The organism is Paenarthrobacter sp. NPDC089307 (genome assembly GCF_040685055.1).
GTDB lineage: Bacteria > Actinomycetota > Actinomycetes > Actinomycetales > Micrococcaceae > Arthrobacter.
Genome location: NZ_JBFBHE010000003.1, coordinates 523,516 through 548,945, shown reverse-complemented (window position 1 = coordinate 548,945; position 25,430 = coordinate 523,516). Strand labels below are relative to the sequence as shown.

Here is a 25,430-nt window from a genome sequence, read left to right as displayed (position 1 = left end):
TACGCGGCTTTCAATAGTCACAGCGCCGTTCCTTCCAATGGTTCCAAACCGTCATCAGCCTGCCGCGACAATCCGGCGGCAAGAACGGACCTGTACGCTTTTTCGGTCTCCGCCGCGATGCGTTCCCAGGAGTAGCGGGAGCGCGCACGGCGCGCACCGGCCCGGCCCATGTCGGCGCGGAGTTCCGGATCGCCAAGGAGTTTTCCGAGTGCTTCCGCGAGCGCTTCCGGGTCCCGGGGCGGGACATGCAGCCCGGTTTTCTGGTCCACCACGGTCTCCCGCAGACCACCTACCGCCGCGGCCACCACTGGCACTCCGCAGGCCATCGCTTCAAGGGGCACGATCCCGAACGGTTCATACCAAGGGGTGCAGACCACGGCGTCCGCACTGCGGAAAATGCCGGGCATGGAATCGCGCGGGACTTGTCCCCGCATGGTCACCTTGTCCTCGACGCCGAGCTCTTTGGCCAGGGACCTGAGCCGCTGGGCTTCGGGATCCTCTTCGAGGTTCAGGGCATCGCCGGAACCGCCGACAATCAGCAGCTCCACGTCATTGAAGCCCGCCTCCCCCAGGAGTGGCAGTGCCTGGATGATCAGGTCCACGCCCTTGCGTTGCACCAGGCGCCCGACGCTCAGGATCCGATGCGTGCGGGACTTGGGCTCGGCGTCGGACGTTCCGGGAAAGAGGTTCAGGTCCACGCCGCACGGGGCTATGGAAATCTTCGACCTGCTGATGCCCAGGGCTTTCAGTTCGAAGACCTCATCCGGGCACGTAGCGATCACCCAGTCAGCGGTGCGGCCCACCCAGGGTTCCAGCCACTCCCGGGCTGGCGGACTGGTGTCGGCGGATCCTTGATGCCTGCGCTTGACGGAGCCCAGTGCGTGGAACGTCTGGACTACCGGTACGGGATCGGCGGCGCCTGCCCGGCGCGACGCTTGAATTGCCGCCAGGCCTGACATCCAGAAGTGCGCATGGACCACATCCGGCAGTTGCCCGGCCCAATCCGCGCAAATACCATCGGCCAGTTCCCCCATGAAGGGCAGCAGCTCATCTTTGGGGACCCTCCTGGCAGGCCCTGCGTCCACATGGACCACAGTGAGCCCTGGGCCGACCTGCACCTTTGCGGGCAGCCCGGGGTCATCACGCCTTGTGTACACCGTGACGTGATGGCCACGGTCAGCCAGGGCCGAGGACAACGCAGCCACGTGGACATTCTGTCCTCCGGCGTCAACACCTCCCAGGGCAGCCAGCGGACTGGCGTGTTCGGAGACCATGGAGATTTTCATGGGTGCGTCCTCTCTGTGTCATGGCTGGCGCGGGTGTGGCTGGTGTGGGCGTGGCTGGTGTGGCCATGGCGGCCCGCCGGCAGTTCGGCGAGGAGTTCGTCCCAGGCCCTGTGGAACGCCCGGAGCCCGTAGCGTTCCAGTGCGGCCTGCCGCGCGGTAATGCCCATGGCGTACGCGTCGTCGGGGTCATCCAGCAGCCGCTTGGCGAACCTTTGGAGCTCGGCGACGTCGTTGGAGACCAGGCCTGCGCCGTGCGGTATCGCGCGGGCCGCCTCCGTAGTGGCAAGGGCCAGGACGGGCATGCCAAGGTGCATGGCCTCCAGCAGTGCCAGCCCCAACGAGGTCCACCGCAGCGGGTGCAGGTAAAGCCGGCAGCGCGCCAGTTCCGTGTGGAGCTGCGGTGCCGGAACATCACCGGCAATCCTGAGCCTTTCGTCGCTGAGGCCGAGCCCCTTCAGGTTCAGGGCTTGCGGCAGTGCTTCGGTACCCATGCCGAACACACGCAAGGGTCCAACTCCGGCGAATCCCGGCAGCAGGTCCGTTCCGGTGACCCGGCCGCGACGGACGGGTTCGTTGACCACCACTCCCATCTCCTCCAGCTCACCGGTGTAGAGCCGTCCGGGGTCCGGGATGCCGTGCTCGATGACGGTGGTGCTTGCGGTGCCCGTATCCCAGAAAAGCTGGTTGAAGTGGGTCACGTGGACCACAGGAATGGTGTTCTGGTCCGCCAAGGGATGGAGCGTGAACGGAACGTCGCCCTTGGGGGTGTTGTGTTCCAAATACACAGCCGGAAGGTCGACGCCGGGGCGCCGTCCCAATGTCCGGGCCACCGCGGCGATCTCCTCGGGCCGTTGCAGCACTACTGCGTCGATGCTGTCGGGGTCGATGCTGTCCAGATCCACTTCCTGCGCAGCTGCAGGCCAGTCACGGCCACCTCGCCCCAAACCCCAGGCGCCGCCGTCGGGCGTTGTCGGAAGGAGGTACTCATGGCGGCCGCGGACGAACGCTTCCATCCACCCGCCGTGGACGTGCCACACCAGGATCCTCATGGTTTCCATACCTTTCGTCGGGTGGTCAGGGAGGAAACGCCTCCGAGGAGCCGTTCCACCGCTTCCACCACCTGTTCCGGGGTCACCGAACTCAGGCAGGGGTGCCCGGGCACGGGGCAAACGCGGGCGCGGGAGTTTTTGCACGCCGCTTCCTGGTCACCCAGCAGCTCCAGGGGAACGCCGTAAGGGGCCCAGCGGATTGCCGGAACCACCGGGGCGAACAAGCACACCACCGGAGTCCCAACCGCTGCCGCCAGATGGGCGGGCCCGGTATTGCCGGTAACCACGACGGCGGCCCCGGCAAGCACCGCTGCGAGCGTCCGGAGGTTGGTTCCACCTCCGAGGTTCCTTGCCGAGGGGCCGGCCACCGTTGCGGTGAGCGATGTTTCGCCCGGGCCGCCCGTGACCACCACCCGGTGTCCGTAAGCCTCCAGGAGTTCGACGGTTGCCGCATGATGCAGCGCCGGCCAGGCCCTGGCTGGTGCCGCAGCGCCGGGGTGGACCACGATGTATGGGCCCTCTTGGCCGAGTTCCTCCGCCACGCCCTCAGGATCCTCGCCCGGAGTGATGTGCAGCTTGCCGTCGTCGCCATTGGGCAGGACATAGCCACCGGCTTGGGCAATGGTGAGGGCCCGCACCACTTCGGGCTGGTCCTCCGGGAAGTCCTCCCCTGGTTTAAGCCTGACGTCCAGGAGCGAGCCGGCGTAGTCCGTGGATGCGCCCGTGATCTTCTTGACCCCGGCGAGACGCAACAGCAGTGCCAACGGAAGCGGTGACTGGTGGAAGGACGTGAGGATCACGGCTTCCTGGATGCGGGAACTGCGCACGAAATCGATCAGTGCGTTGGTCATTTCCTCCGTGGCGGGTGGAGCAGGATTCACGATCCACGGCGAAGCCCACGTGTGCACCTGGGTCACGCCCGGCAGCAGCCCGGCGGCAGCTGCTCCTTCAGGACCGCAGAGGAGCACGACGTCGTTGGGGCGGCTGCCGTCGGGCCGGTTTCCGTTCGCCACGGCACGCAGGGCGGGTCCTGACAGGAGGACGTCGCCCATGCTGTCCAGGCGGGCTACAAGGACGCGGCTCATGCAGGGACATCCTGTTCCGCGGTGTTCTCGAGCAGCATCTCCACGGCCTGGCCGAGATCCAGGGCCACCCATTCGGCGGCGTCGATTTCTTCCTGCCGGGTCACGGGAGTCGGCACCAGCACCGCACGCGAGCCGGCCGCCGTCGCCGCCTCAATGTCGGCGCCAATGTCTCCGATGAACGCGGTTTCGTCCGGGGTGATGCCCAGCCTCCTGCATGCGGCCAGGATCATTCCGGGAGCGGGCTTGCGGCATTCGCAGCCGTCCCCGGGTCCGTGCGGACAGATTTCCCACACGTCGAACGGCCCCAGTACCTGCTCCACCTTGCGGTTCACAGACGTCACCTGGTCAAGGGTCAACAGCCCACGCGCCACGCCCGACTGGTTGCTCACCACTCCTGTGGCCAACCCGGCGCCGCGGACTTTCTGCAGCGCAGCCAAGGCGCCATCCATGGGCCGCACCAGCTGCGGATCGCCGTTGTATGGCACGTCAACGACGAGTGTTCCATCGCGGTCAAACAGGACCGCCTTCAACGTTCCGGTTCCTCCCATACCCGCAACGTTCCCCAGTTCTCCGGACGCTAAACAACGCGCCAGCGAGAAGTTTCGTACCGCTAGACTCTCAGCGGGAGGCCACTATGGACACAGCTTTGGACAGAAACGGGAACCAGGACCAACCCCTGCTGCTCGCCCTGCGCGCGTTGAAACTTGGCGACCTCCTGGTCGCGGTTCCGGCGCTGCGCGGCTTGCGGGGGGCGTTTCCGGAACACCGGATCGTCTATGCCGGACCGGCATGGATTGCTGAGGCCTTGGAGCTGGTTGGCGGCATTGGCCATCTGCCCACGCCGGGGCTTGATGATCCCCTGACGGTCCCCCACGGGGCGGTGGATGTGGCGGTCAACCTGCACGGGAATGGTGCCGAGAGCCGGCTGCGGATCCAGGAATTGGGCGCCAAGCGCGTTATTGCGCATGCCTCCGAGGGAATTGACGGACCATCGTGGATCACCGGTATTCCTGAGCGCGAACGCTGGACCCGCCTGCTCACCTGGCACGGCATCGACGCCGATCCCCTCGACTACCGCCTCAACGTCCCCACCGTTCCGTCGCCGCGTCCGGGCGCCACTGTGATCCACGTGGGAGCAGCCTACGGCAGCAGGTTGTGGCCCGTGGAACGGTTCGCGGACGTTGCCGTGGAACTGGCCGCCGCCGGGCATCAGGTGGTGCTGACCGGAGGCACGTCGGAGCGGGCCCGGGCCGAGGAGACTGCGGCGTTGGCCAAACTCAAAGGAGCAAACCTCGACGACGGCCTGCTGGCCGGGCGTCAAAGCCTCGCCGAATTCGCGGCGACCATCGCCGGGGCTCGGTTGGTGATCTCCGCGGATACGGGCGCAGCACACTTGGCATCGGCCTACAGGCGCCCATCCGTTGTCCTGTTCGGTCCTGCTCCTGCGGAGGAATGGGGACCGCCGCCCGGACCGCATGTGGTGCTGACCGCCGTCGAACTTCGCCGTGGTGATGTGTTCTCAGCCGAGCCTGATCCGGCGCTGATGGCTGTCAGCGTCCGCGACGTGCTGGACGCTGTGGAGCGGCTGGGCTGCTAGCCGGCTTTCACGGGGCTGGTTTTCACGGGGCCGTCCCGTCCTGCTGACGGGCTTCGTCGTCCAGCAACTGCGTTTGGAGGGACACCAGGATCTTGGAAAGCTTGCGGGACACCTGCATCTGCGAGACCCCCAGGGCCTCGGCGATGGTGGACTGCGTCTCCTCACGGTAATAGCGCCGGTAGAGCAGGTGGCGGTCCTCCGCGCTCAGGCCACGGATGGCGTTTCTCAGCGCAAGCACATCCTCAAGCCGGTCAGTGGGGCAGCCAAAGGCGGACAGGGATCCTTGGAGGCCGTCACGGCCTTCCGCGGCCGGCGCATCCAGGGAATCGGGGCGTTTGCTGGTTCCCGCCATGAGGGCCTCGCGGACCTGGCAGGGTTCCAGCCGGAGGTCGTCGGCTACCTCTTCCGGTGATGGTGTCCGCTGCAGCGTCTGGGTCATTTCCTCCGTCCGTGCCAGCACTTGGCGGCGAACGTCCTGAATGGTCCTCGGTGGTCGGACCACCCAGCAATGATCACGAAGGTAACGCTTGACTTCGCCGGCAATGGTGGGCGCGGCGTAGGCGGGGAAACTGACGCCCCTGGACTCGTCGTAGCCGCGGGAGGCCTTGATGAGGCCCATGTACGCGACCTGCCGGACGTCGTCGAGGTCGTGGGTGTGGGCGGAATATCGGGCCGCAATGGACTTTGCCAGATTGAGATGGTCCAGGACAAGGCTGTCCTGGAAGCTCTGCCGTATGCTGCCTTCCGGCGCGTAGGTTTGGGCATGCACATTGAGGGGTCGGGTTTGACGCATGGGCTTCAATCCTTAACCGGCTGGTGAGGGGAGAGCCCACGGCAAGACTCCTTAAAAAGAGAAGCACACTTACTATTAGCTTTCAACGGGTTCGCGGGGTTAGTCTCAAAGGGTAGCCACAATCAGGGATCGGAGTTCCTCATGGAAGACCCGCAAGTCGCCGGTCCGACTACAGTGGTGGCTGAGGTCCAGGACCTGCTGCTCGATACCCCGGACGTTGAAGCGTTCCTGGAGGAGCTGGCCAAGCACTCGGCGGCAATGTTCAGCTCGCCCGGCAACGAGGTCTACTGCGGCATCACCCTGATGCGACGCCGGTCCGCCGGCACCGTTGCAAGCAGCGGCGAGCGCGCCCGGATGCTGGACGAAATCCAGTACGACTTCGCCGACGGGCCCTGCCTCCGCGCATGCCGGGAGGTGACGCAGGTTTACGTCCCCGACTTCGAAAAGGACAACACCTGGCCCGAGTACAACAAGGTTGTTACCGAGCACGGAATACGCTCCGCCCTGGCCGTGCCGTTCCCACTCAGCGATGACGCCACGAGGGCCGGCCTCAACCTTTACTCAGAGCACCCCAACGCGTTCGATCAAGCTGCCGTGCAACGCGCCAACGATTACGTGGAGCAGGCATCCAAGGGCCTCCGGCTGGCCGTAAGGATCGCAGAGCACAGCCAGACCGCCGCCAACCTGCGGGCCGCCATGGAATCGCGCACGGTGATTGACGTGGCAACGGGCATCATCATCGCCCAGAACCGCTGCACGCAGGAGGACGCAATCGAACTCATCAAGAAAGCCTCCAGCAACCGGAACGTCAAACTCCGGGTGGTGGCGCAGGCCATCGTCGAATCAGCCGGCGGCGGGAACGTCCAGACGTACTTTAAGTAGGCCGGACACGATCGGCGCCACCGGCTGTGCCGGGCGGCAGTTACAGCAGACCGCGCAAAACCAAGGCGGCGCCGTCGTCGAGCACTGACGCGGTGACCTCATCCGCAACGGCGAGTACCTCATCGGGCGCCTGGCCCATGGCGATGCCGCGGCCGGCCCACGTGAGCATCTCGATGTCGTTGCGGCCATCCCCTACCGCCACTGTGTTGGCCTGGTTCGTGCCGAGCTTCCGCCGGAGGGCCTCCAGGGCGCTGGCCTTGGTGACTCCCTCGGCGGCGATGTCCAACCACGCTGTCCACCCCACCGAGTAGGTCACCCCCGACAGTCCGATGTGCCGGATGGCCTCATTGAACTCTTCGGAAGTGTTCTCGCTGCTGAAGACCACTACGCGGACGGCGGTGGCATCAAGCATCGTCTGGAAATCGACGCCGATGGACTCCACGCCGAAGCTGGCGTCCTGGAAGCGCTCCGTGGAGAGGAAGTTGCCGTCCTCGTCCTCCAGGGCGTACTTGGCGTTGGGCAGCCGTTCCCGCAGGGCCTTCAAGGCAGGGGCGGGATCGAACGTTGCCTTGTGGATGATCTCGTACCCGGTCTCCACGGCGGGGTCCAGGCGGAGGGTAACGCCGCCGTTGCAGCACACGGCGTACCCACGTTCCAGCCCGATCTTTTCGATGATGGGGAGGGTGGCGTTGAGGGATCGTCCGGTGGCGATCATGACGTCGTGTCCCTTGGCCACCACTGCCTGGGCAGCGGAGCGAACCTCGGGAGTCATGTGGCCATCGTGGTCAACCAACGTGCCATCGACGTCCAGGGCGATCATGAGCTTGTTGTTTTCATTGGGCTGGTCATCGATGCCAGCAACTGGAGTATCAGTCAAAATAGTCATGCTTCCAGTAGACCAGACACCTCCGACACTCAACTAGGACGGGCGCCACAGCGGACGATTAACGGCGCATGAATTCACGAAGCGCTTCGGAGGATGGCGAGCTGCTGCGTCGCCCGCGTCATTGCCACATACCGGTCCACGGCACCTTCAATCCCTTCGCCGAAACTCCCGGGGTCAATGAGGACCACCAGATCGAACTCCAGGCCCTTGGACAACTCAGGAGTAAGCCAGCTGACCCGGTCCAGCTCCGAACTCACGTCCATTACCGGCTGGCTGACGACACACGCCGTGCCTTCATTGTTCGCAGCCAACCACGTGTCCAGGATCGATTCCATATCACGCCCTGCACCATGGATCACGGGAATCCCACTGCTGCGGACCGAGGTTGGCACGTTCGCGTCCGGGAGGGCTGCACGGATCACCGGTTCCGCTTCCACCATGACCTCTTCGGGCGTGCGGTAGTTGATGCTGAGGCCAGCCACCGAAATGTTGTCCATGCCCACCCGGCGGAGGCGTTCTTCCCACGATTCCGTGAACCCATGCCGGGCCTGGGCGCGGTCCCCCACCACAGTGAAGCTCCGCGACGGGCACCGAAGCAGCAACATCCGCCACTCCGCGTCCGTCAGCTCCTGGGCTTCGTCCACCACGATATGTGCAAACGGCCCGGCCAGGACATCCGGATCCGCCTGCTCCACCGCGTCTTCGTCCACGAGTTTGTCCCGCATGTCATCACCGCGCAGCATGTACATTTCCAGGTTTTCGGAGTCATCGGCTGCAATGAGGTCATCCACCACGCGGTCCATGAGTTCGCGCTCTGCAGCCAAGGTCGCTGCCCGCTTCCTCCTTCGCATCGACGCCTCAGGATCGCCGAGGCGCAACCTGGCCGCATCCAGGAGGGGCAGGTCCGCCGTGGTCCACGCCTCGGGGTTGTCCCGGTGAAGCCTGCCCCTCTCCTCGGGCTGCAAGTGTGGGGCGCACAAGCGCAGATAGGCGGGAACCCGCCACAAGTCCGCCACCAATGCTGCGTAATCAAGCAGCGGCCACGCCCTGTTGAACGCCGACTGCAGCTCCGCACTCTGGCTCAACGCCCTGCGCCGCAAGCCCTCCGGAACATCGTGTTCATCCAGCTTGTCCGCCAGGATGGCAAGCAACGCATCCCAGACGTCATCCCTGGCCTCGTTGTGTGGAGCTCCCGGCTCCGCCGCGTCGAACGCCTCGGCCCAATCATCGCTGGCCAGCCAGATATCGGCATACGGCGTCTCCACTTCCATACCCTCTGCGGGCGGCTCTTCGTAGAACCTCACAGCGCGTTCAATGGCTTTAACCATCTCAACGGACGATTTGAGGCGGGTCACCTCAGGATCACGTTCGACGGCGGCCCCGGCACCTTCCGGGACGAGGTCCCGGAGCGTGCATGTCTGCACTCCTTCCTCGCCCAGGCTTGGAAGGACATCGGCCACGTAGTTCAAATAGGGCTGATGCGGCCCGACGAACAACACGTCACTTTTCCTGTGGTTGCCGCGGTGGCTGAGCCGGGGATCCGAACAGAGCAGATAGGCCGTGCGGTGCAAAGCGACCACAGTCTTACCCGTACCGGGGCCGCCGTCGACCACCAATGCCCCACGCGAGCCGGCACGGATAATCCGGTCTTGATCGGCCTGGATGGTTCCCAGGACATCCCTCATCCGGGGCGAGCGGCTGCTTCCCAGGCTCGCGATAAAGGCGGACTGGTCATCAAGCGCTGCGTTCCCTTCCAACCCGTCAGCGGTGAAGACTTCGTCCCAGTAGTCGGTCACGCGGCCACGGGTCCAGCGATACCTCCGCCGGCTCACCAATCCCATGGGGTTGGCATGTGTCGCTCCGAAGAAGGGCTCGGCAGCGGGCGATCGCCAATCGATCAGGAGCCGCTTCCCGTGGCTGTCCGTGAGTCCCAGCCTGCCCACGTAAACCGGTTCCGGATTTCCCGCGGCCACCATACGCCCGAGGCACAGATCCAGGCCAAAACGGCGGAGGGTACGCAGCCGCGCAGTAAGCCGGTGAATCTCCTGGTCGCGGTCCAAAGCGGCCTGCCCCCGGCCTCCAGGTTGCTTGCGCGTGAACTCAAGGTGGCTGGACATCTCCGCGATTGACTCGGCCAGGCTGGTCGCAATGGCATCGAACTGCCGTTCATCAGCGGCGATTAACTGCTGGTCGGCTTTGCGTTCGAGATGCTCAGGCAAGGCAAAGGCACTGGTTCCAAGACGGTTGTTTTCAGGCATCCCACGACTCCCTTTTACGTTGGTTATGGGGTTCGAGGATCAATTGTTCGGTACAAGGGGGGCCTTGCCGCAAGCCCCCATCCGGGTTATAAATTGAATATGGAAGGGATAATTCCCTTCCTTTTTTGCGCCCGTTTTATCCGTCGGCGATACTCCGAAAAGCGGGTAGGGTGGGCGGATGCCATCAGCATTGAGCCCCGCCCAACTCGCCGCGCTTTACGACCTGGAAAATCAATGGGCAGCTGATGACGATTTCTTCCTGGCCTTTGTAAACGAACATGCGAACCAGCGTGTATTGGATCTTGGGTGTGGGACGGGCAGGATCAGCCTGGCAGTAGCCGCCCATGGACATACCGTGGTGGGCATCGACCCAAATCCCGACTCCCTATCGGCCGCCCGCAAAAAACCTGGCGCGGAAAATGTCATTTGGATTGAGGGCACCTCAGCCCACATCCCGAAAGACCACGTCTTTGACGTCGCAGTCATGACGGCGCACGTCGCCCAAGCAATTTACGACGACGGCGAATGGTCCCGCACGCTTGCCGACGTGCACCGCGCGCTGGCACCCGGAGGTCGCCTGTCCTTCGATTCCCGCGACCCCTCAGCCCGGGCTTGGGAGCGCTGGACCCCGGAGAACACGAGCACCACCCACACTCTTCCCGATGGCTCCGACGTGGACAGCTGGAAGGAAAGTTCCCTTGATCCTGACGTCGATGGTCTGGTTGCTTTGACCGAGCACAGATCCCTGCAGGGTGGCCCTGTGCAGACGGAAACCTCCGTGCTGGCCTTCCGCAGCGAGGAGCAACTGCGCCATGATCTCAGCACTGCGGGCTTCTGGGTTGACGACATTTTTGGAGGCTGGTCCGGGGAGAGCGTCGGCAACGGACAGGGCGAACTGATAGTCCTGGCCCGCAAGCCGGCCTGAGCAACAAAAATCCCGCCCTTGCCCGTGAATCACGAGCAAGGACGGGAATGACCCGCGTTGCGGAAACTAGAGAACCGGCAGAACCTCAAGGCCGCCAAGGTACTTCTGCAGCGCCTTGGGGACATTGACGGAGCCATCCGGGTTCTGGTGGTGCTCCAGGATCGCCACGATCCAGCGCGTGGTGGCCAGGGTGCCGTTCAGCGTTGCTACTGCACGGGTTCCCTTGGCAACACCTTCTTCGTTGACCACTCGTTCGCGGATGTTGAGGCGCCGCGCCTGGAAGGTGGTGCAGTTGGACGTTGACGTGAGCTCGCGGTACGCGTTCTGCGTCGGGACCCAGGCTTCACAGTCGAACTTGCGGGCGGCGGACATGCCCAGATCGCCGGCAGCAGTGTCGATGACGCGGTAGGGAAGCTCGCACTTGCCCAGCATCTCCTCTTCCCAGGCCAGCAGGCGCTCGTGTTCGGCCGCGGCCTCTTCAACCGTGGTGTAGATGAACATCTCCACCTTGTTGAACTGGTGCACACGGATGATGCCACGGGTGTCCTTGCCATGGGATCCGGCCTCGCGGCGGTAGCAGGAGCTCTGTCCGGCGTAGCGGATGGGACCGGCGGAAAGGTCAAGGATTTCGTCTGCGTGGTAGCCGGCGAGGGCCACCTCCGAGGTTCCCACAAGGTAAAGGTCGTCTTCAGCGAGACGGTAGATCTCGGCGTCGTGCTTTACATCGAAACCGGTGCCCTGCATGGTCTCGGGACGCACCAAAGTAGGCGTAATCATGGGGACGAAGCCAGCCTCGATTGCCTGGTCCATGGCCATCTGCAGCAGCGCCATCTCCAGTCGGGCACCGACGCCCCGGAGGAAGTAGAACCGTGAACCGGAAACCTTGGCGCCGCGCTCCATGTCGATTGCGCCGATCAGTTCACCGATTTCCAAGTGGTCCCTGGGCTCGAAGTCCGTGAACTCGCGGGGAGTACCAACGGTCTTGACCACCACGTAGTCGTCCTCGCCGCCCTCGGGAACGCCATCCACGACAAGGTTGGGAATGACGCGCAGCAGCTCATCCTGCTTAGCCTGGGCAGCTGCGGCCTCAGCGGACGCGGCCTTCACCGAGTTGGCCAGTTCCTTGACCTCGGCCAGCAGGGCCTGCTTCTCCTCCCCCTTGGCCTGGGCCACCTTCTTGCCGAACGCATTCTGCTCGGCACGCAGGGTTTCGTGGCGGATCAGCGCAGCACGGCGGTCGGAGTCGGCGGAGATGATCGCGTCCACAACGGACTCGTCGGCGCCACGGGCGCGCTGGCTGGCACGGAACTTGTCCGGATTTTCGCTGAGGTCTTTTACGTCGATCACCACACAAGAGTATCGAATAGTGTTGGAGCACCATGAACGACTGGATCCTGTATGTGATTCTCGCTGGGGGCGTGGCTTTTGCCGTCTCGAGCTGGTGGGGTGTGCGCAGATTGAAAGCCCGGCACATCAGGAGCGCAGTGCGGGAGGACTCCCACAAGCCCGGACCGGGGGACCAGAAGGTTGCGGTAATCCTCAATCCCGTGAAGAACAACGCGGCGGTGGCACGCCAGGCAATCATCGACGCCTGCGACCTCGCGGGCTGGGACGCCCCGAAATTCTTCGAAACCACCCTTGAGGACCCCGGTTACGGCCAGTCCCGCCAGGCATTGGCGTACGGGGCCGACGTCGTTCTTGCGTGCGGCGGCGACGGTACCGTGCGCGTCGTGGCGGAGTCGCTGGCGCACAAGAACGTAGCCATGGGCTTGGTCCCGCTAGGCACGGGAAACCTGTTGGCACGCAACGTGGACCTGGACGTCACAAACCTGGCCGACTGTATCCAGACGGCATTGTTCGGCCACCAGCGCTACATCGATACCGCCACCATGGGGATCGAGAACGACACCACGGGAACCATCGAGGAACACACCTTCCTGGTCATCGCGGGCATGGGCCTGGACGCCGAGGTTGTTGGTGACACGAAGGAGGACCTCAAGAAGAGCGTGGGCTGGCTCGCCTACACCGAGGCCGGCGTCCGCCACTTGCCCGGCAGGCGTAAACGCGTCACGATCACCATGGACGACCAGCCCGAGCAGACCCGCAAGATCCGCAGCGTCCTGTTTGCCAACTGTGGTTTGATCCCCGGTGGCATCGACTTCATCCCGCAGGCAATGATCGACGACGGAATGCTGGACATCGTGGTGATGAGCCCCCGCAGCGCCTTCGGGTGGATGGCCATGTACGCAAAGATCCTGTTCAAACACAACAGGAACCTGCCCATGATGAGCTTCTACCGGTCCGGAAAAGTCGTTATCCGGAGCCAGGAGCCCATGGCGACGCAGCTCGACGGCGATCCCTCGGGCGAGGCGACTACGGTCACTGTCCAGGTGGAGCCAGGGTCCCTGTTGGTGCGGGTACCGAAGGCAAAAATCGCTTAAACCGAGCCGACGTCCGGCTTCGCAGCGTTCTCTTCAGCTTGCTCGGTTGCAGCCTTCGCGGCCGCGCGGGCCTCGGCCTGCTCCTTGATCATGGCTTGTTCTTCTTCAAAGCGGAGCCGGTCCGCCCGATCGGCTTCATCGCCATTCCAGTCGTCCTGGTTTTCGCCGGTGGGCTTCGGATTGACGATCATGCCCTGGCCGTCTTTGTCATCCCGGTGGACAGACATGACCGCTCCTTTCGTTGATGCATTCATCCATCGTTTGTGGATCAAGCAAGCATACGCACAGAAGCATCAAGGGGAAAGTAGCTCCGCTGCCCGGTGTGGACAACGCATGTCAGCCCTTCAGGATCGAGTCCACCCACGCATGGGCCGAGGCGAAGGCGGCGTCGGACGTGTGCGGGGCAACCACCGCCGGTTGCTTGTCGGCGCGCGCGTAAGAGCCAAGGAAACGTGTTGCGGGGCTGATCCGGTGCAAGCCGGCCAGCGCGTCAGCCACGCGGGAGTCCGAGGCGTGGCCATCGGCGTCGATGCTGAAGAAATAGTGGCCGAGGTACTGTCCGGTGGGCCGCGATTCGATCCGGCTGAGGTTCACGCCGCGGGACGCGAACTGGTCCAGGATCTCCATGAGCGCACCCGGGTGGTCCTCCGGCAGCGGCACAACAACCGTGGTCTTGTCCGCACCGGTCCTTTCCGGCAACGTGCCCGGCCGGCTTACCAGGATGAACCGCGTAACGGCCTCCGGGTTGTCCCCAATGTCCTCGGCCAGGACGTTGAGCCCAGGCTGCCCGGCGGCCACCAGTGGACCACAGATAGCGGCGTCGTAGTGGGCATCCTCGTCCAGGAGTCCCATTGCCGCTGCCGCCGTGGACGACCCCGGCACGTAGTCCGCTTCAGGAAGATTCGCATCCACCCACAGCCTGCATTGGGCCCAGGCATGACCGTGGGTCGAGATGCGTTTGATGTCGGAAAGCCCGACGCCGGGCCTCGCCACCAACACGAAGGTGATGGGAACAAGGGCCTCGCGGATAATCCGGAGCTCTTGGCCTGTGGCGATCGCATCCAGCGTGGCAGTAACCCCGCCCTCCACCGAGTTTTCGATGGGAACCATCGCGGCATCCGCCTCGCCGAGACGGACCCGTTCCAGAGCTGTATTGACGTTGCTGCAGGGAATGCGTTTGGCGTCGGCAGCGCCCGGGACCTGGAGGAGGGCCGCTTCGGTGAACGTGCCTTCAGGTCCAAGAAAGGTATAGGAAGCTGCGGACATTGAGTATTCCTTGCCGGTTATATATAAGTTGGACGTTACAGGACGACCGGCTTGAGGCCGTTGTCGGAAACCATGGGCTTGCCGGCTTCGAACCACATGTCCATGCCCCCTGCCACGTTCACCGCGGAGTAACCCTGACCCACCAGCCACTGGACTGCGCGGAACGAGCGGCCACCCGTGCGGCAGATAACGAAGAAGTCCTCGTCCGGATCAAGTTCTTCCAGGCGTGCCGGGAGTTGGTCCAGGGGGATGTGCCGTGCTCCTTCTGCGTGGCCTGCCACCCACTCGTAGTCTTCGCGCACGTCAAGGATGCTGGCATCGGCCGGAATATCGCCCACAGGCACGGTATCGAAGTCGCTCATAGTGGATCCTTCCCATCAATTAAGGTCAGCATCCAGCCTAGTCGCCGGAACTTGTCGCAGTAACGTGCAGGGAGGGTTCGCTTGCGTGCAGTGCCTTTGGCGTTAAGACTGGGTTCCAAACACACCCCCGAAACCGGCTACTAGGAGCGAACCATGGCTGCTGGGCAACCCACGATCCTGGCCACATCCGGCGGCTACAAGCCGGGTGCAAGGACCAGGATCGAGTTCAACCACTTGATGCACTATGCCGTGGAACTCTCCGGTGCAACTGGCCGGGCGCCAAGGGTGACGCACATTGGGACCGCCTCCGGTGACCAACGGTGGTGGGCGGCGGAGATGGACCAGGCGGCCCGCATCGCAGGGTTCGACTTCAGCCACCTCAATCTCTTCACCATGCCCAACATCGACGATCCCGAGTCACACCTTCTGGAGCAGGACGTGGTGTGGGTCAATGGCGGTTCAGTGGTGAACCTGCTGGCTGTTTGGCGCGCCCACGGGCTGGACCGGATCCTGCGCAAGGCGTGGGAAAGCGGCGTGGTACTCGCCGGGGTTTCCGCGGGATCCATCTGTTGGTACCAGGGCGGCGTGACCGACTCGTTCGGTCCCGAGCTGCAGCCTGTCACCAACGCGCTGGGCTTTCTCCCCTACGGAAACGGGGTCCACTACGATTCCGAGGTCCGCCGCGCGCCCGCTATCCACAAGCTGGTAGCCAACGGCACGCTGGGCGAGACGCACTGCACGGACGACGGCGTGGGGCTGGTTTACCGGGGCACGGAACTTGTGGAGGTAGTGTCCGAAATCAAGAACAAGGCCGCCTTCCGCGTGACTGCGGGTGCCGGCGAGAGCGTCGATGCTGTGGCTGTCGAGGAACGGTTGGAGTCGCGGTTCCTTGGGTGATCCGTCAACGCAGGAGCTTGCCCGGCTGACCGCCGTCCAACTCCGCGACGCCTTGGCTTCCGGGCAGCTGTCCGCGCGCGAAGCAGCACTGCATTTCCTGTCCGTGATCGGGGAACGGAACGCCCAACTAGGCGCCTTCATAACCGTTACCGCCGAGCAAGCCGTACTCGATGCCCAAGCAGCCGATGCCCTCCATGCGCGGCTGGCCCGCGAGGGGCGCCTGGAAGAACTTCCGCTGCTGCACGGCCTGCCGACTGCCTTCAAGGACCTCACCGACGTAGCAGGTGTCCCCACTACCCACGGCAGCGCGGCGCTGGAACACAAACCGGCCCCGGAGGACGGGGCCCTCGCAGCAACACTGAAGGCCCACGGCGTTATCTCACTGGGTAAGACCCAGGTTCCGGAGTTCGGACTCACCGCCTACAGCGAAAACCGCGTTGCACCGCCGTCGCGCAATCCGCACTCACCGGGACGCAGCTCCGGCGGCTCGTCCGGCGGCAGCGCTGCGGCAGTGGCCGCGGGACTGGTCCCCTTCGCGCCGGGGACCGACGGCGGCGGGTCCATCCGGATACCTGCCGGCGCGTGTGGACTGGTGGGACTGAAGCCGGGCCGGGATTTGGTGCCTGCCGGTGAAAGCGCAGGCGACGCCGCCAGGTTGGTGGTCGCCGGACCGCTCGCCCGGAACTCCGCGGATGCGGCACTGCTGCTGGACGCGCTGGTCCCCCGGGATCAAGTGCCCGACGGCGGATTCCTCGCCAATGTTGGGCAGGCGCCGGAAACCCTGAGAATCGGCGTCAGCCTGGACAGCCCCTGGGCCGGCGTGTATCCCTTTGAGATCGAGCAAGAAGCACGCGACGCCCTGAACGTAGGAATAAAGCTGCTGGAAGAGGCCGGCCATGGCGTGGGCGAAGCTGAAATCCGCTATGACAACCGCTATCCGGACGCGTTCACCGCGGCCTGGACTGCCGGGGTCGGAAGTGCGCGGATCGCGCCCCAGCGGGAGCCGTTGCTGACGCCCCTGACCAGGACGTTCAGGCGCCGGGCGCAGCAAAGGAGCGCCCTGAAGGTCAGCGAGGCTTTGGGTTTCCTGCGTCAATTCGAGCACGACACCGTTGCACAGTACGCGGAATGGGACCTCATCCTGATGCCCACCCTGGCGCAAACCCCGCGGCCCATCGGGTGGTTCACCGGCGGAGGGCACAGCGGCGATCCGTGGCCCAGCGAATGGGCCGGCGACGCGGATGAGGACTACAAACGGCAATGCCAGTACGCTCCGTGGTCGTCCATGGTGAATGTGTGCGGGCTGCCGGCCATCAGCATTCCCGTTCACACGACGGCGGCCGGCCTGCCCATGGGAATCCAGCTCATCGGCCCAGCGGGCTCTGAGCTGAAACTCCTGCAACTTGCCTGCACCCTGCAGCACTCAAAACCGCCTGTCTAGCATATGGAAGGTGGTTGCCTGGGGCATTCATCGATGTGACAATGCCCGCAGTCAGTGCCAGCATTAAGAAAATGAGCACACCCCAAACCACGGCTGAGTCCGTAAAACCAACGGGCGATACGTCATTTTTCGGCCACCCAAAGATGCTGGCCAGCCTCTTCTCGGTGGAAATGTGGGAGCGATTCTCCTTCTACGGCATGCAGGGCATTCTGCTCTACTACATGTACTTCACGGCCGAACAGGGCGGGCTGGCCATTGACCAAGGGCTCGCCGCTGGTTTGGTGGGGGCGTACGGTGGCGGCGTTTACCTGTCCACCATCCTCGGCGCCTGGCTCGCCGACCGTCTCTTCGGCTCCGAAAAAGTCCTCTTCGGCTCAGCCATCATGATCATGGCCGGCCACATCGCCTTGGCACTCCTTCCCGGAATTCCCGGCCTGATTGCCGGCCTGGTGCTGGTGGGCGTCGGTTCCGGCGGCCTGAAGGCCAACGCCACGGCGCTGGTGGGCAGCTTGTACGGCGAAAAGGATGAGCGCCGCGACGCCGGCTTCTCCATCTTCTACATGGGCATCAACATCGGCGGACTCATCGGCCCGCTGGTCACCGGTTTCCTGCAGACGAGCTTCGGCTTCCATGTTGGCTTCGGCGCGGCGGCGGTCGGCATGGCCATCGGTTTGGTCATCTACTCCCTCGGCCGCAAGAGGCTCCCGGAGGAAGCACACCGCGTTCCCAACCCGCTCCCGGCAAAGGACCGGACCCGCTATGGACTCATTTTCCTGGGCATCCTGATCGTCATCGGCGTCCTGCTCGGCACCGGGCTCGTCAACGCCAACAACCTTGCCCGCAGCATGGCGTACGCCGCCATTGCGGCCTCGGTGATCTACCTGTTCCTCATCTTCCGCAGCCCGCTGGTCACCGGCGTCGAGCGCAAGCGCGTAGTTGCGTTCATCCCGCTGTACATCGCATCTGCCGCGTTCTGGGCCCTGTTCCAGCAGCAGTTCACGTTCATCGCGGTGTACTCGCAGGAGAAGCTGGACCGCAACCTGTTCGGCTGGGAGATGCCGGCCGCTTGGGTCCAGTCCATCAACCCCGTGTTCATCATCATCTTTGCCGGAGTCATGGCCGCATTGTGGACCAAGCTGGGTTCCCGGCAGCCGAGTTCTCCCCTGAAGTTCTCCGCCGGCCTGTTCATCATGGGGCTGGCGTTCCTGGCGTTCATTCCGCTTGCCGGCGACGGCAAGACCCCGCTTCTGGCACTGGTGGGCATTCTGTTCATGTTCACCCTGGCCGAGCTGTTCCTGTCCCCCATCGGCCTGTCCGTGAGCACCAAGCTCGCTCCGCAGGCCTTCCACACGCAGATGGTGGCACTGTTCTTCCTGTCGGTGTCGCTGGGCACCACCCTGGCGGGCATCCTCGCCGGGCTCTACAACCCCGACGACGAACTCCCGTACTTCCTGGGCATCGGCGGCGTCGCAGTGGTCCTGGCCGTTGGCTTGGCTGCAGCCTCGCCTGCCATCAAGAAGCTCATGGGCGGCGTGCGCTAGGACTTTCGCCCAGCGACACGCAAACGGACCAGCGCCGCCCACATCCGGGCAGCGCTGGTCCGTTTCTCTATCCGCCGCGAATTTGGGTGGCACAGCCGGCGTTAACAAACGACGGCGCCCCTTGCGTCAGGCGGGCATCCCACCTGACGCAAGGGGCGTCGTCGAGCGTTTTTTAGTAGTTGTAGCTGCTGCGCGAGGCGCCGATGGCTGCGATGAAGATGATGCCGACAATTATGGTCAGCGCGATCCCCAGGTAGCCCATCACCAGGCCGGCGATCGCCATGCCCTTGCCCGCGGGTTCACGCTTCAACGCGAGGTGGCCCAAAATCACGGCCGCTATCTGCGGGAGGATAACGAATCCGAAGCCCACATAGATGGCAATACCGCACACCATGCTCGCGATGCTCAAGCCCTTGGGCTGCGCAGGCATGGCGTAGTAGGCGGGCTGGCCATACGGGGACTGCGGCTGGCCGTACGGCTGCTGGCCGAAAGCCTGCTGCTGGTACGGGCTCGGCGGCTGGCCGTAAGGCGAGGCGGGCTGCTGGCTGTAGTCACCCGGAGTGTATGCATCCTGGGTGGGCTGCTGGCTGTAAGCGTTCGACTGGCCGTAGGAGGCCTGCTCGTAGGGCGGGAGCGGCTGGGTGGCGTTGGCACCGTGCTCGGGCTGCTGGGTAGGCTGGCCGAAAGCCGGCGGGGGCGGGACGGAACCGCCCTGCTCGGGAGCGCTGAACTGGGCCGGCGGAACGTACTGCGGCGGCTCGTAGCCTGCCGGCTTGTCCTCGTGGTCCTTGGATGGCTGGTCTGACATGGGAATCCCCCTGAATTTGGTCTTTAATCCCAACACTACCGCCGTCAGGGGCCGCATATAAGGTAGAGCGCATTGTGGCGGCCAGCCGTTGCAAACAGCCTCCCGTCACTAAGGTCACTGATGGTAAACGTGAAGTGAATCTTTTAGCGATATCGGGCATGGAAGTCCGCCATTCGGCGTCACAGGGGCCGGATCACGGACATTTCGTGTCAGCGGACCTCCTTGTCTGGCATGCTGGACCTCATGGCTAGCCGAGCGGGCACAGTTGCCCTTCCCCAGGACCTTGTTGACATCACAGCCCTGCTGGACGCGTATTTCGACGTAGCTCCGGACTTGGGCGATCCCGCGCAGCGCGTGGCGTTTGGAACGTCGGGACACCGCGGATCCAGTTTGAAGGCCTCCTTCAACGAGCCGCACATCCTTGCGATCACCCAGGCAATTGTTGAATACCGTGGCCGCCAAGGAATCACCGGGCCCCTGTTCATCGGCCGGGACACCCACGCTCTGAGCGAACCCGCCCAGAACTCCGCATTGGAAGTACTGGCAGCCAACGGCGTCACCGTGCTTGTTGACGCGCGCCACGGCTACACGCCCACGCCGGCACTTAGCCACGCGATCCTCAAGTACAACCGCGAAGCCGCTCCCGGAACTCCCCAGGCTGACGGCATCGTTGTTACTCCGAGCCATAACCCGCCCGCTGACGGTGGCTTCAAGTACAACCCGCCCCACGGTGGCCCGGCAGACACGGACGCCACCGGTTGGATCGCCGATCGCGCAAACCAGCTGTTGGAGAACGGCCTGCGCGGCGTGAAGCGCATTCCGCTGAACGATGCCCTGGCCGCTGACACCACCGGCAAGTTCGACTTCCTCAGCAGCTACGTTGACGATCTCCCCTCCGTCCTGAACCTGGACGCCATCCGCAACGCCGGTGTCCGCATCGGCGCCGACCCGATGGGTGGCGCCTCGGTGGACTACTGGGGCGAAATCGGCGAGCGCCACCAGCTCAACCTCACCGTGGTGAACCCGACAGTCGATCCGCAGTGGGCCTTCATGACCCTCGACTGGGATGAGAAGATCCGCATGGACTGCTCCTCGCCGTCGGCCATGGCGTCCTTGATCAAGCGCATGTCCGCGGGTGGTTCCGGCGGCGCCGCTTATGACGTCGCCACCGGTAACGACGCCGACGCCGACCGCCACGGCATTGTTACACCCGACGGCGGCCTCATGAATCCCAACCACTACCTCGCCGTCGCCATCGACTACCTGTACCGGAACCGGAGCGGCTGGAACCCGGAGTCCGTGGTTGGGAAGACGCTGGTTTCTTCCTCGATCATCGACCGCGTGGCCGCCGGACTTGGCCGCAAGCTGGTTGAGGTTCCCGTGGGCTTCAAGTGGTTCGTGCCAGGCCTGCTCTCCGGCGAGGGCGCATTTGGCGGCGAGGAATCGGCCGGTGCCTCGTTCAACAAGCTCGACGGCAGCGTCTGGACCACTGACAAGGACGGCATCCTGCTGGCCCTGCTGGCTTCGGAGATCACGGCCGTGACCGGCAAGTCTCCATCACAGCTGTACAAGGGCCTGACGGACCAGTTCGGCGCGCCCGTCTACGCCCGCATCGACGCCGCCGCCACTCGGGAACAGAAGTCCAAGCTGGGCAAGCTCTCCGCGGCCGACGTCACCGCTACTTCCCTTGCCGGCGAGGAAATCACCGCCAAACTGACCGAGGCTCCGGGCAACGGCGCTTCGATTGGTGGCCTGAAGGTTGTCACCGAAAACGCCTGGTTCGCGGCCCGCCCGTCCGGCACGGAGGACGTCTACAAGATCTACGCCGAGTCCTTCAAGGGCGCCGACCACCTGGCCCAGGTTCAGCAGGAGGCCAAGGCGCTGGTGGACGGGGTCATCGCGTAGCTGCAGCCACGCAAATGCGCTGAGGACGCCCAAATTTGGATGTCCCCAGCGCATTTCTGTGTCTTCAGCCGCTTTGGGCGTCGTGGGTCCAGAGCCTTAGGACACGGCGGATGGTGTGGTCGCCGTCGGGAGCCATGTCCACCAGGGCCACGCGGTCAAGCACGACGACGTCTCCGGACTTTGGGCGCTTGCCGTCGTGGTGGGAGATGTGCGGCCGATAATGATCCAGGACGTAGTTCGGGGTGGCAATCCGGCCGCCCACGCTGTTCGCGGCTTCAACGATCTCTTCATGCAATCCCTGAAGTATGGGCTCGTGCTCGATCAGGCTCACCGGGATCGATCCCATGTGCCCGAAGCCAGCTTCTTCGCCCACCCTCAGTGTGGTTCCGAGCGCCCCCTTGATGGGTGCTTCAGCGAGGTCCGCAAGGACATCGGCGACGTCGGCACCCACCTCCGGGCCGACGTCGAACCTTAACAGGGTGATGTGCAGCGGCCAGTCGCTGCGCGGAAAAACCAGCCCGGGCGTGACGGGCTCGGTGAAGGCGACCCAAATGAGGTTCCGCATAGGCAATAGTGTGCCACCGGCCGCAAAGCGACGCTCTCTCACATCCCACCCGCTTAAACCACAACGCTCCTGCACCGAAGTGCAGGAGCGTTGCTGGGAACGGCAGCATTAGACGGTGCGCACAACGTCCTCGTAAGCGAACTTGGGCTTGGCTTCGCCCCAGGCGTCCGGCCCGGGCTGGCCGATGTTGACCACGAGGAAGCTCTTCTGGTCCCCTGCGGGGAAGAAGTCGGCGTCGATCGCGGCGAAGTCGGCACCGGTCATCGGGCCTGCCGCGAAACCGAGCGAGCGCACGGCAAGGATAAAGTAGCCGGCCTGCAGGTGGGCGTTGTTGTTGCCGGTCGCAGCGGCGAAGGCAGGATCCGCGTCGTACATTGCCTTCGGGGCGTTGTAGCCAGGCAGGAAGTTGTCCCACTGGCCCTGCCAGTCGGTGTCGTAGGACAGGATGGCGACGAGCGGAGCCGAGGCGGTCTTGGCCTGGTTGCCGCGGGAAAGGTGGTCCACCAGCTTGGCGCGGGCCTCATCGGAGCGGACGTAGGTCACGCGCAACGGCTGCGAGTTGAAGGCGGTGGGGCCGAACTTGGTGAGCTCGTAGATGGCGCGTGCTTGCTCGTCGGTGACCTCACCGGCGAAGCTGTTGGCGGTGCGGGCTTCGGCAAAAATGGCGTCGACTGCTGCGGCGTCAATGACTGCTTCTTCGTGGGCGATCGTCATTCGTGAACCTTTCGCTGGGCCCTGACACTGAGCCGGCCGGGCACTTCTGCTTTCCATGGTTGCAACTTCAACTTCCCCTGTCCTCTTCCCATGACGGCCCGTGACGTTGGGCACAGCGGGAAAGTGGGTAGCATCATGCTTGTGAGCTGACGCCCGTTGGGGGAAGACTCCGCAGCCGTGGGAATGACGACACCAGAAGGGGCCTGATGCCTACCTTTCCCCTAAAGGCCCCCAAGCGGGCCCTGGTAGTTCTGCTCCTGCTTTTTCTCGCGTTCTTCCTTCCGTCAACGCAGGCTTGGGGCTCGGCTGGGCAAGCTCCCGGCGACGAACCCGACAAGCGGTTCTTCGGTGCGCTGCTGGACTGGGACAAGGACTCGGCGGCCGATTATGCCCAGCGACTCGGTGCGCCCGCGGCACTCTACGGACAGAACGTCTCCCTGCCTTTGGACGAAGGTGGCCGGCAATACCTCAAGTCCTACTTCGCCCAAGTGGCCGAGCAAGGCTCCCATGCGCTCCTGACCGTGCGTCCCGGCGTCGGCCTTCAGGACATCAACGACGACGTCGCGGCCACGTTCGCGCGTCAAATCACGACGGCGGCGGCCGGCTTCAGGGGGAAGGTGTTCGTGCGTTTCGCACCGGACATGAACGCCCCGTGGGTGGGCTGGGGGCAGGAGCCCGAAGCATACCGGGCGGCCTTCGGCCGCGTGGCTGCGGCGCTTCGGAGCAGCCTTTCGGATCCGGTGATGGTGTGGTCGCCGACGGCGGAGAAGGACTACCCGTTCCAAGCGGCCACTCCCACACCACCCAAGGGCGTGCCCCTGGCGTCGCTGGACACCAACCGGAACGGCGTCTGGGACCTGGACGACTCCGCGTTCGACCCGTACTACCCGGGCGATGACGTTGTGGACTGGATCGGCCTGTCCGTTTATCACGACACGACAGGAGCGGGTGCAGCCGAGAACACCCTCCCCGCAGCGGGCGAGTTCAATAACTCCTTGCACGCATCCAGTGGAGGGACTGGTACGGACAATTTCTATGGCACGTATGTTGAAGCCCGGAACAAGCCACTCCTGATTGAAACGGGGGCGTTCTACTCCCCCGGGGCTGGCGGCGCCACGGAAATTGATGTCAAGCAAACGTGGTGGCACCAGGTTTTCGCCTCCGTGGCGCAGCCCGAGAACGGGGCCGTCCGGGCCGTGGTCTGGAATGAGACCACGGATGCACGGGACCAGAGCAAGGTTTCCATTGATTGGCGCGCCACCGCTGCCGCATCATTGGCCGGCCCCTTTCGCACCTCTTTGGACGCTTCGGGGCTGACCGTGGGTCCTGTCACGGAGAAAGGACTGAAGGACGTTCCCGGCCTCGAGGCACCGCAGGCGAAGTCGGGCACCGTCATCAGCGGTTGGGCCGCATGGGCAACTGCAGCAACTGTCCTGGTGGCTGTCGCGGCGCTCTGGTTCCTCTCATCACGCGCCGCACCCAACAGGTGGTCCTACGACGGATCCGGCAAGAGGGACGCCCGGATCGACATGCTCCGCGGATTGGCGATTGTCTTCGTAGTGGTCAACCACGTTGGCATCAACTCTGTGTTCCAGTTGCTGAGCCAGGAGACCATCGGCGTGGTCTCCGGCGCGGAGCTCTTTGTGATGCTCTCCGGTGTGGTGCTGGGCATGGTCTACGGGCCACGCATTGCCACGGAGCTCGGCGACGTAGTGGATGGGACTACAAAGCGCGCCTGGAAACTCTATTTCACTGCCCTTGCAGTGGTCCTGATTGTCTACGTACTGAGCCTGCTCCCGTTCATCAACGCCGCGGCGGTGACCACGTTTACAGATCAAGGCACGGGCGCGGCAGGGCATTCAGCCGCAGGAACAACCTACGACCTCTACGCCGGAATGGAGGGGTTGCTGCAGTTCCCGGTGCCGCAGGGCCTGATCCCTGCCTTGCTCCTGTTGCAGGTTGGCCCATGGCAGTTCAACATCATGGGCCTTTACGTAGTTTTGTTGTTGATCAGCCCCTTGATCCTGGTAGCACTTTCCCGTGGGCTCACGTGGTTGGTGCTCACCATCAGCGGCGCCCTGTACATCGCCGGGTCTGTCTTCCGTTTCCGGTTGCTTCCTTCCCAGTTCGAGGACTCCTTTCCGCTGCTCGTGTGGCAGGTCCTGTTCGTGCTCGGCCTGACAGCGGGTTTCCACCGGCAACGGATCATCGATTGGTTTGCGCATCCACGTCATCGCGTTCTCCTGGGAGCCTGCGTTTTCCTGGCCGCAGCCTGCGCGATCTTCTCGTGGAGCGGGCCTTACCTGACCAACCAACTGGACGTGCGGCTCGCCCTCATCCCCGACGCCACTTTCAGGTACGTCTACGACACCTTCTTCGGCCGCACTTACCTGGGTCCCGGGCGCGTACTGAATGTCCTCGTCATCACGATTGCCCTGTACGCGCTCCTCAGTGCGTTCTGGAAGCCGCTCTCACGGGCTGTGGGCTGGTTCTTCGTTCCCCTGGGTCAAGCCACTCTCTACGTGTTCATCATGCATGTGTTCTTCATCGTGGCCATCGCCAACATTCCTGTCCTGCGGGACGGGAACCTTTGGCTGAACACGGCCGTGTATGTTGCTCTGCTCGCCGTCCTCTGGGTCATGGTGAAAACGAAGTTCCTCTTCCGGCTTGTTCCACGGTAGGACAGCTTTCGCGCGGCCTTCGGGTCCACTTTGGCGGTAATGTTGCAC

General features: G+C 64.1%; 23 protein-coding genes. 9 read left to right on the top strand and 14 right to left on the bottom strand.

Annotation, left to right across the window (positions count from 1 at the left end; all coding sequences use genetic code 11):
* Positions 1-17: 17 nt before the first annotated feature.
* The 4 genes from AB0N72_RS10150 to AB0N72_RS10135 are packed head-to-tail and all read right to left on the bottom strand — an operon-like array spanning position 18 to position 3,968.
* A complete protein-coding gene (locus AB0N72_RS10150) occupies positions 18-1,286 on the bottom strand; it encodes a glycosyltransferase (protein ID WP_363932570.1) in 1,269 nt (422 codons plus the stop codon).
* Entirely contained in the window at positions 1,283-2,335 is a 1,053-nt protein-coding gene (locus tag AB0N72_RS10145; protein ID WP_363932568.1) for a glycosyltransferase, read from the bottom strand. Before AB0N72_RS10145 ends, AB0N72_RS10150 begins: the two co-directional genes overlap by 4 nt.
* Complete coding sequence (locus tag AB0N72_RS10140; RefSeq protein ID WP_363932566.1) at positions 2,332-3,420, bottom strand: glycosyltransferase family 9 protein; 1,089 nt, start codon at positions 3,418-3,420, stop codon at positions 2,332-2,334. The genes AB0N72_RS10145 and AB0N72_RS10140 overlap by 4 nt, the downstream gene beginning before the upstream one ends.
* On the bottom strand, positions 3,417-3,968 hold the full coding sequence (locus tag AB0N72_RS10135) for an HAD family hydrolase (protein ID WP_363932563.1): 552 nt from the start codon (positions 3,966-3,968) through the stop codon (positions 3,417-3,419). Before AB0N72_RS10135 ends, AB0N72_RS10140 begins: the two co-directional genes overlap by 4 nt.
* Before the next feature lie 86 nt (positions 3,969-4,054).
* Here AB0N72_RS10135 and AB0N72_RS10130 point away from each other — a divergent pair, with 86 nt between their 5' ends.
* Complete coding sequence (locus tag AB0N72_RS10130) at positions 4,055-5,017, top strand: glycosyltransferase family 9 protein (RefSeq protein WP_363932561.1); 963 nt, start codon at positions 4,055-4,057, stop codon at positions 5,015-5,017.
* Positions 5,018-5,039: 22 nt separating this feature from the next.
* On the opposite strand, the gene AB0N72_RS10125 is transcribed toward AB0N72_RS10130, so the two are convergent.
* Complete coding sequence (locus tag AB0N72_RS10125; protein ID WP_363932558.1) at positions 5,040-5,810, bottom strand: sigma-70 family RNA polymerase sigma factor; 771 nt, start codon at positions 5,808-5,810, stop codon at positions 5,040-5,042.
* A gap of 141 nt (positions 5,811-5,951) precedes the next feature.
* Between AB0N72_RS10125 and AB0N72_RS10120 the strand changes: the two genes are divergently transcribed.
* Positions 5,952-6,692 (top strand): GAF and ANTAR domain-containing protein, encoded by a 741-nt coding sequence (locus AB0N72_RS10120; protein WP_363932555.1) that lies wholly within the window; start codon positions 5,952-5,954, stop codon positions 6,690-6,692.
* 40 nt (positions 6,693-6,732) lie between these two features.
* Here the strand turns inward: AB0N72_RS10120 and AB0N72_RS10115 are convergent, their stop codons facing one another.
* Together AB0N72_RS10115 and helR are read right to left on the bottom strand one after the other, a co-directional pair.
* Entirely contained in the window at positions 6,733-7,578 is an 846-nt protein-coding gene (locus AB0N72_RS10115) for an HAD family hydrolase (RefSeq protein ID WP_363932554.1), read from the bottom strand.
* A gap of 74 nt (positions 7,579-7,652) precedes the next feature.
* Positions 7,653-9,836 (bottom strand): RNA polymerase recycling motor ATPase HelR, encoded by a 2,184-nt coding sequence (helR, locus tag AB0N72_RS10110; RefSeq protein WP_363932552.1) that lies wholly within the window; start codon positions 9,834-9,836, stop codon positions 7,653-7,655.
* A 178-nt stretch (positions 9,837-10,014) separates the two neighbouring features.
* Here helR and AB0N72_RS10105 point away from each other — a divergent pair, with 178 nt between their 5' ends.
* Complete coding sequence (locus AB0N72_RS10105) at positions 10,015-10,761, top strand: class I SAM-dependent methyltransferase (RefSeq protein ID WP_363932550.1); 747 nt, start codon at positions 10,015-10,017, stop codon at positions 10,759-10,761.
* Between the two features lie 66 nt (positions 10,762-10,827).
* Here AB0N72_RS10105 and serS read toward each other — a convergent pair whose 3' ends face one another.
* Positions 10,828-12,108 (bottom strand): serine--tRNA ligase, encoded by a 1,281-nt coding sequence (gene serS / locus AB0N72_RS10100; protein WP_363932549.1) that lies wholly within the window; start codon positions 12,106-12,108, stop codon positions 10,828-10,830.
* A 32-nt stretch (positions 12,109-12,140) separates the two neighbouring features.
* On the opposite strand from serS, the gene AB0N72_RS10095 reads away from it, so the two are divergent.
* Positions 12,141-13,202, top strand: a complete 1,062-nt coding sequence (locus AB0N72_RS10095) for a diacylglycerol kinase family protein (protein ID WP_363932546.1) — start codon at positions 12,141-12,143, stop codon at positions 13,200-13,202.
* Here the strand turns inward: AB0N72_RS10095 and AB0N72_RS10090 are convergent.
* The 3 genes from AB0N72_RS10090 to AB0N72_RS10080 all read right to left on the bottom strand — a co-directional run bounded on the left by AB0N72_RS10090 (position 13,199) and on the right by AB0N72_RS10080 (position 14,830).
* On the bottom strand, positions 13,199-13,429 hold the full coding sequence (locus AB0N72_RS10090; protein ID WP_363932543.1) for a hypothetical protein: 231 nt from the start codon (positions 13,427-13,429) through the stop codon (positions 13,199-13,201). The genes AB0N72_RS10095 and AB0N72_RS10090 overlap by 4 nt on opposite strands.
* A gap of 109 nt (positions 13,430-13,538) precedes the next feature.
* Positions 13,539-14,468 carry a prephenate dehydratase gene (gene pheA / locus AB0N72_RS10085; protein WP_363932541.1) on the bottom strand — a complete coding sequence of 310 codons (930 nt, stop codon included), beginning with the start codon at positions 14,466-14,468 and terminating at the stop codon, positions 13,539-13,541.
* Positions 14,469-14,503: 35 nt separating this feature from the next.
* Positions 14,504-14,830: a rhodanese-like domain-containing protein gene (locus tag AB0N72_RS10080; protein ID WP_363932540.1), complete on the bottom strand. Its 327-nt coding sequence runs from the start codon at positions 14,828-14,830 to the stop codon at positions 14,504-14,506.
* A 153-nt stretch (positions 14,831-14,983) separates the two neighbouring features.
* On the opposite strand from AB0N72_RS10080, the gene AB0N72_RS10075 reads away from it, so the two are divergent.
* Genes AB0N72_RS10075 through AB0N72_RS10065 form a run of 3 tightly spaced genes read left to right on the top strand, consistent with a single transcriptional unit; the run spans position 14,984 to position 18,709 of the window.
* Entirely contained in the window at positions 14,984-15,727 is a 744-nt protein-coding gene (locus tag AB0N72_RS10075) for a peptidase E (protein WP_363932538.1), read from the top strand.
* A complete protein-coding gene (locus tag AB0N72_RS10070; RefSeq protein WP_363932536.1) occupies positions 15,720-17,168 on the top strand; it encodes an amidase in 1,449 nt (482 codons plus the stop codon). Before AB0N72_RS10075 ends, AB0N72_RS10070 begins: the two co-directional genes overlap by 8 nt.
* 41 nt (positions 17,169-17,209) lie before the next feature.
* The gene (locus AB0N72_RS10065) at positions 17,210-18,709 is read left to right on the top strand and encodes a peptide MFS transporter (protein WP_363932533.1); all 1,500 of its coding nucleotides are present in this window, start codon (positions 17,210-17,212) and stop codon (positions 18,707-18,709) included.
* Between the two features lie 172 nt (positions 18,710-18,881).
* Here AB0N72_RS10065 and AB0N72_RS10060 read toward each other — a convergent pair whose 3' ends face one another.
* Positions 18,882-19,517, bottom strand: coding sequence for a DUF4190 domain-containing protein (locus AB0N72_RS10060; RefSeq protein ID WP_363932531.1), 636 nt, complete (start codon positions 19,515-19,517; stop codon positions 18,882-18,884).
* A 243-nt stretch (positions 19,518-19,760) separates the two neighbouring features.
* Here AB0N72_RS10060 and pgm point away from each other — a divergent pair, with 243 nt between their 5' ends.
* Positions 19,761-21,422 (top strand): phosphoglucomutase (alpha-D-glucose-1,6-bisphosphate-dependent), encoded by a 1,662-nt coding sequence (gene pgm / locus AB0N72_RS10055; RefSeq protein WP_363932529.1) that lies wholly within the window; start codon positions 19,761-19,763, stop codon positions 21,420-21,422.
* A 64-nt stretch (positions 21,423-21,486) separates the two neighbouring features.
* Here the strand turns inward: pgm and AB0N72_RS10050 are convergent, their stop codons facing one another.
* Both AB0N72_RS10050 and AB0N72_RS10045 read right to left on the bottom strand, forming a co-directional pair.
* Entirely contained in the window at positions 21,487-21,987 is a 501-nt protein-coding gene (locus AB0N72_RS10050; RefSeq protein WP_363932527.1) for a 2'-5' RNA ligase family protein, read from the bottom strand.
* Positions 21,988-22,095: 108 nt separating this feature from the next.
* On the bottom strand, positions 22,096-22,701 hold the full coding sequence (locus AB0N72_RS10045) for a malonic semialdehyde reductase (protein ID WP_363932525.1): 606 nt from the start codon (positions 22,699-22,701) through the stop codon (positions 22,096-22,098).
* 206 nt (positions 22,702-22,907) lie between these two features.
* On the opposite strand from AB0N72_RS10045, the gene AB0N72_RS10040 reads away from it, so the two are divergent.
* Positions 22,908-25,382, top strand: a complete 2,475-nt coding sequence (locus AB0N72_RS10040) for an OpgC domain-containing protein (protein WP_363932524.1) — start codon at positions 22,908-22,910, stop codon at positions 25,380-25,382.
* The last annotated feature ends 48 nt before the right edge of the window (positions 25,383-25,430 follow it).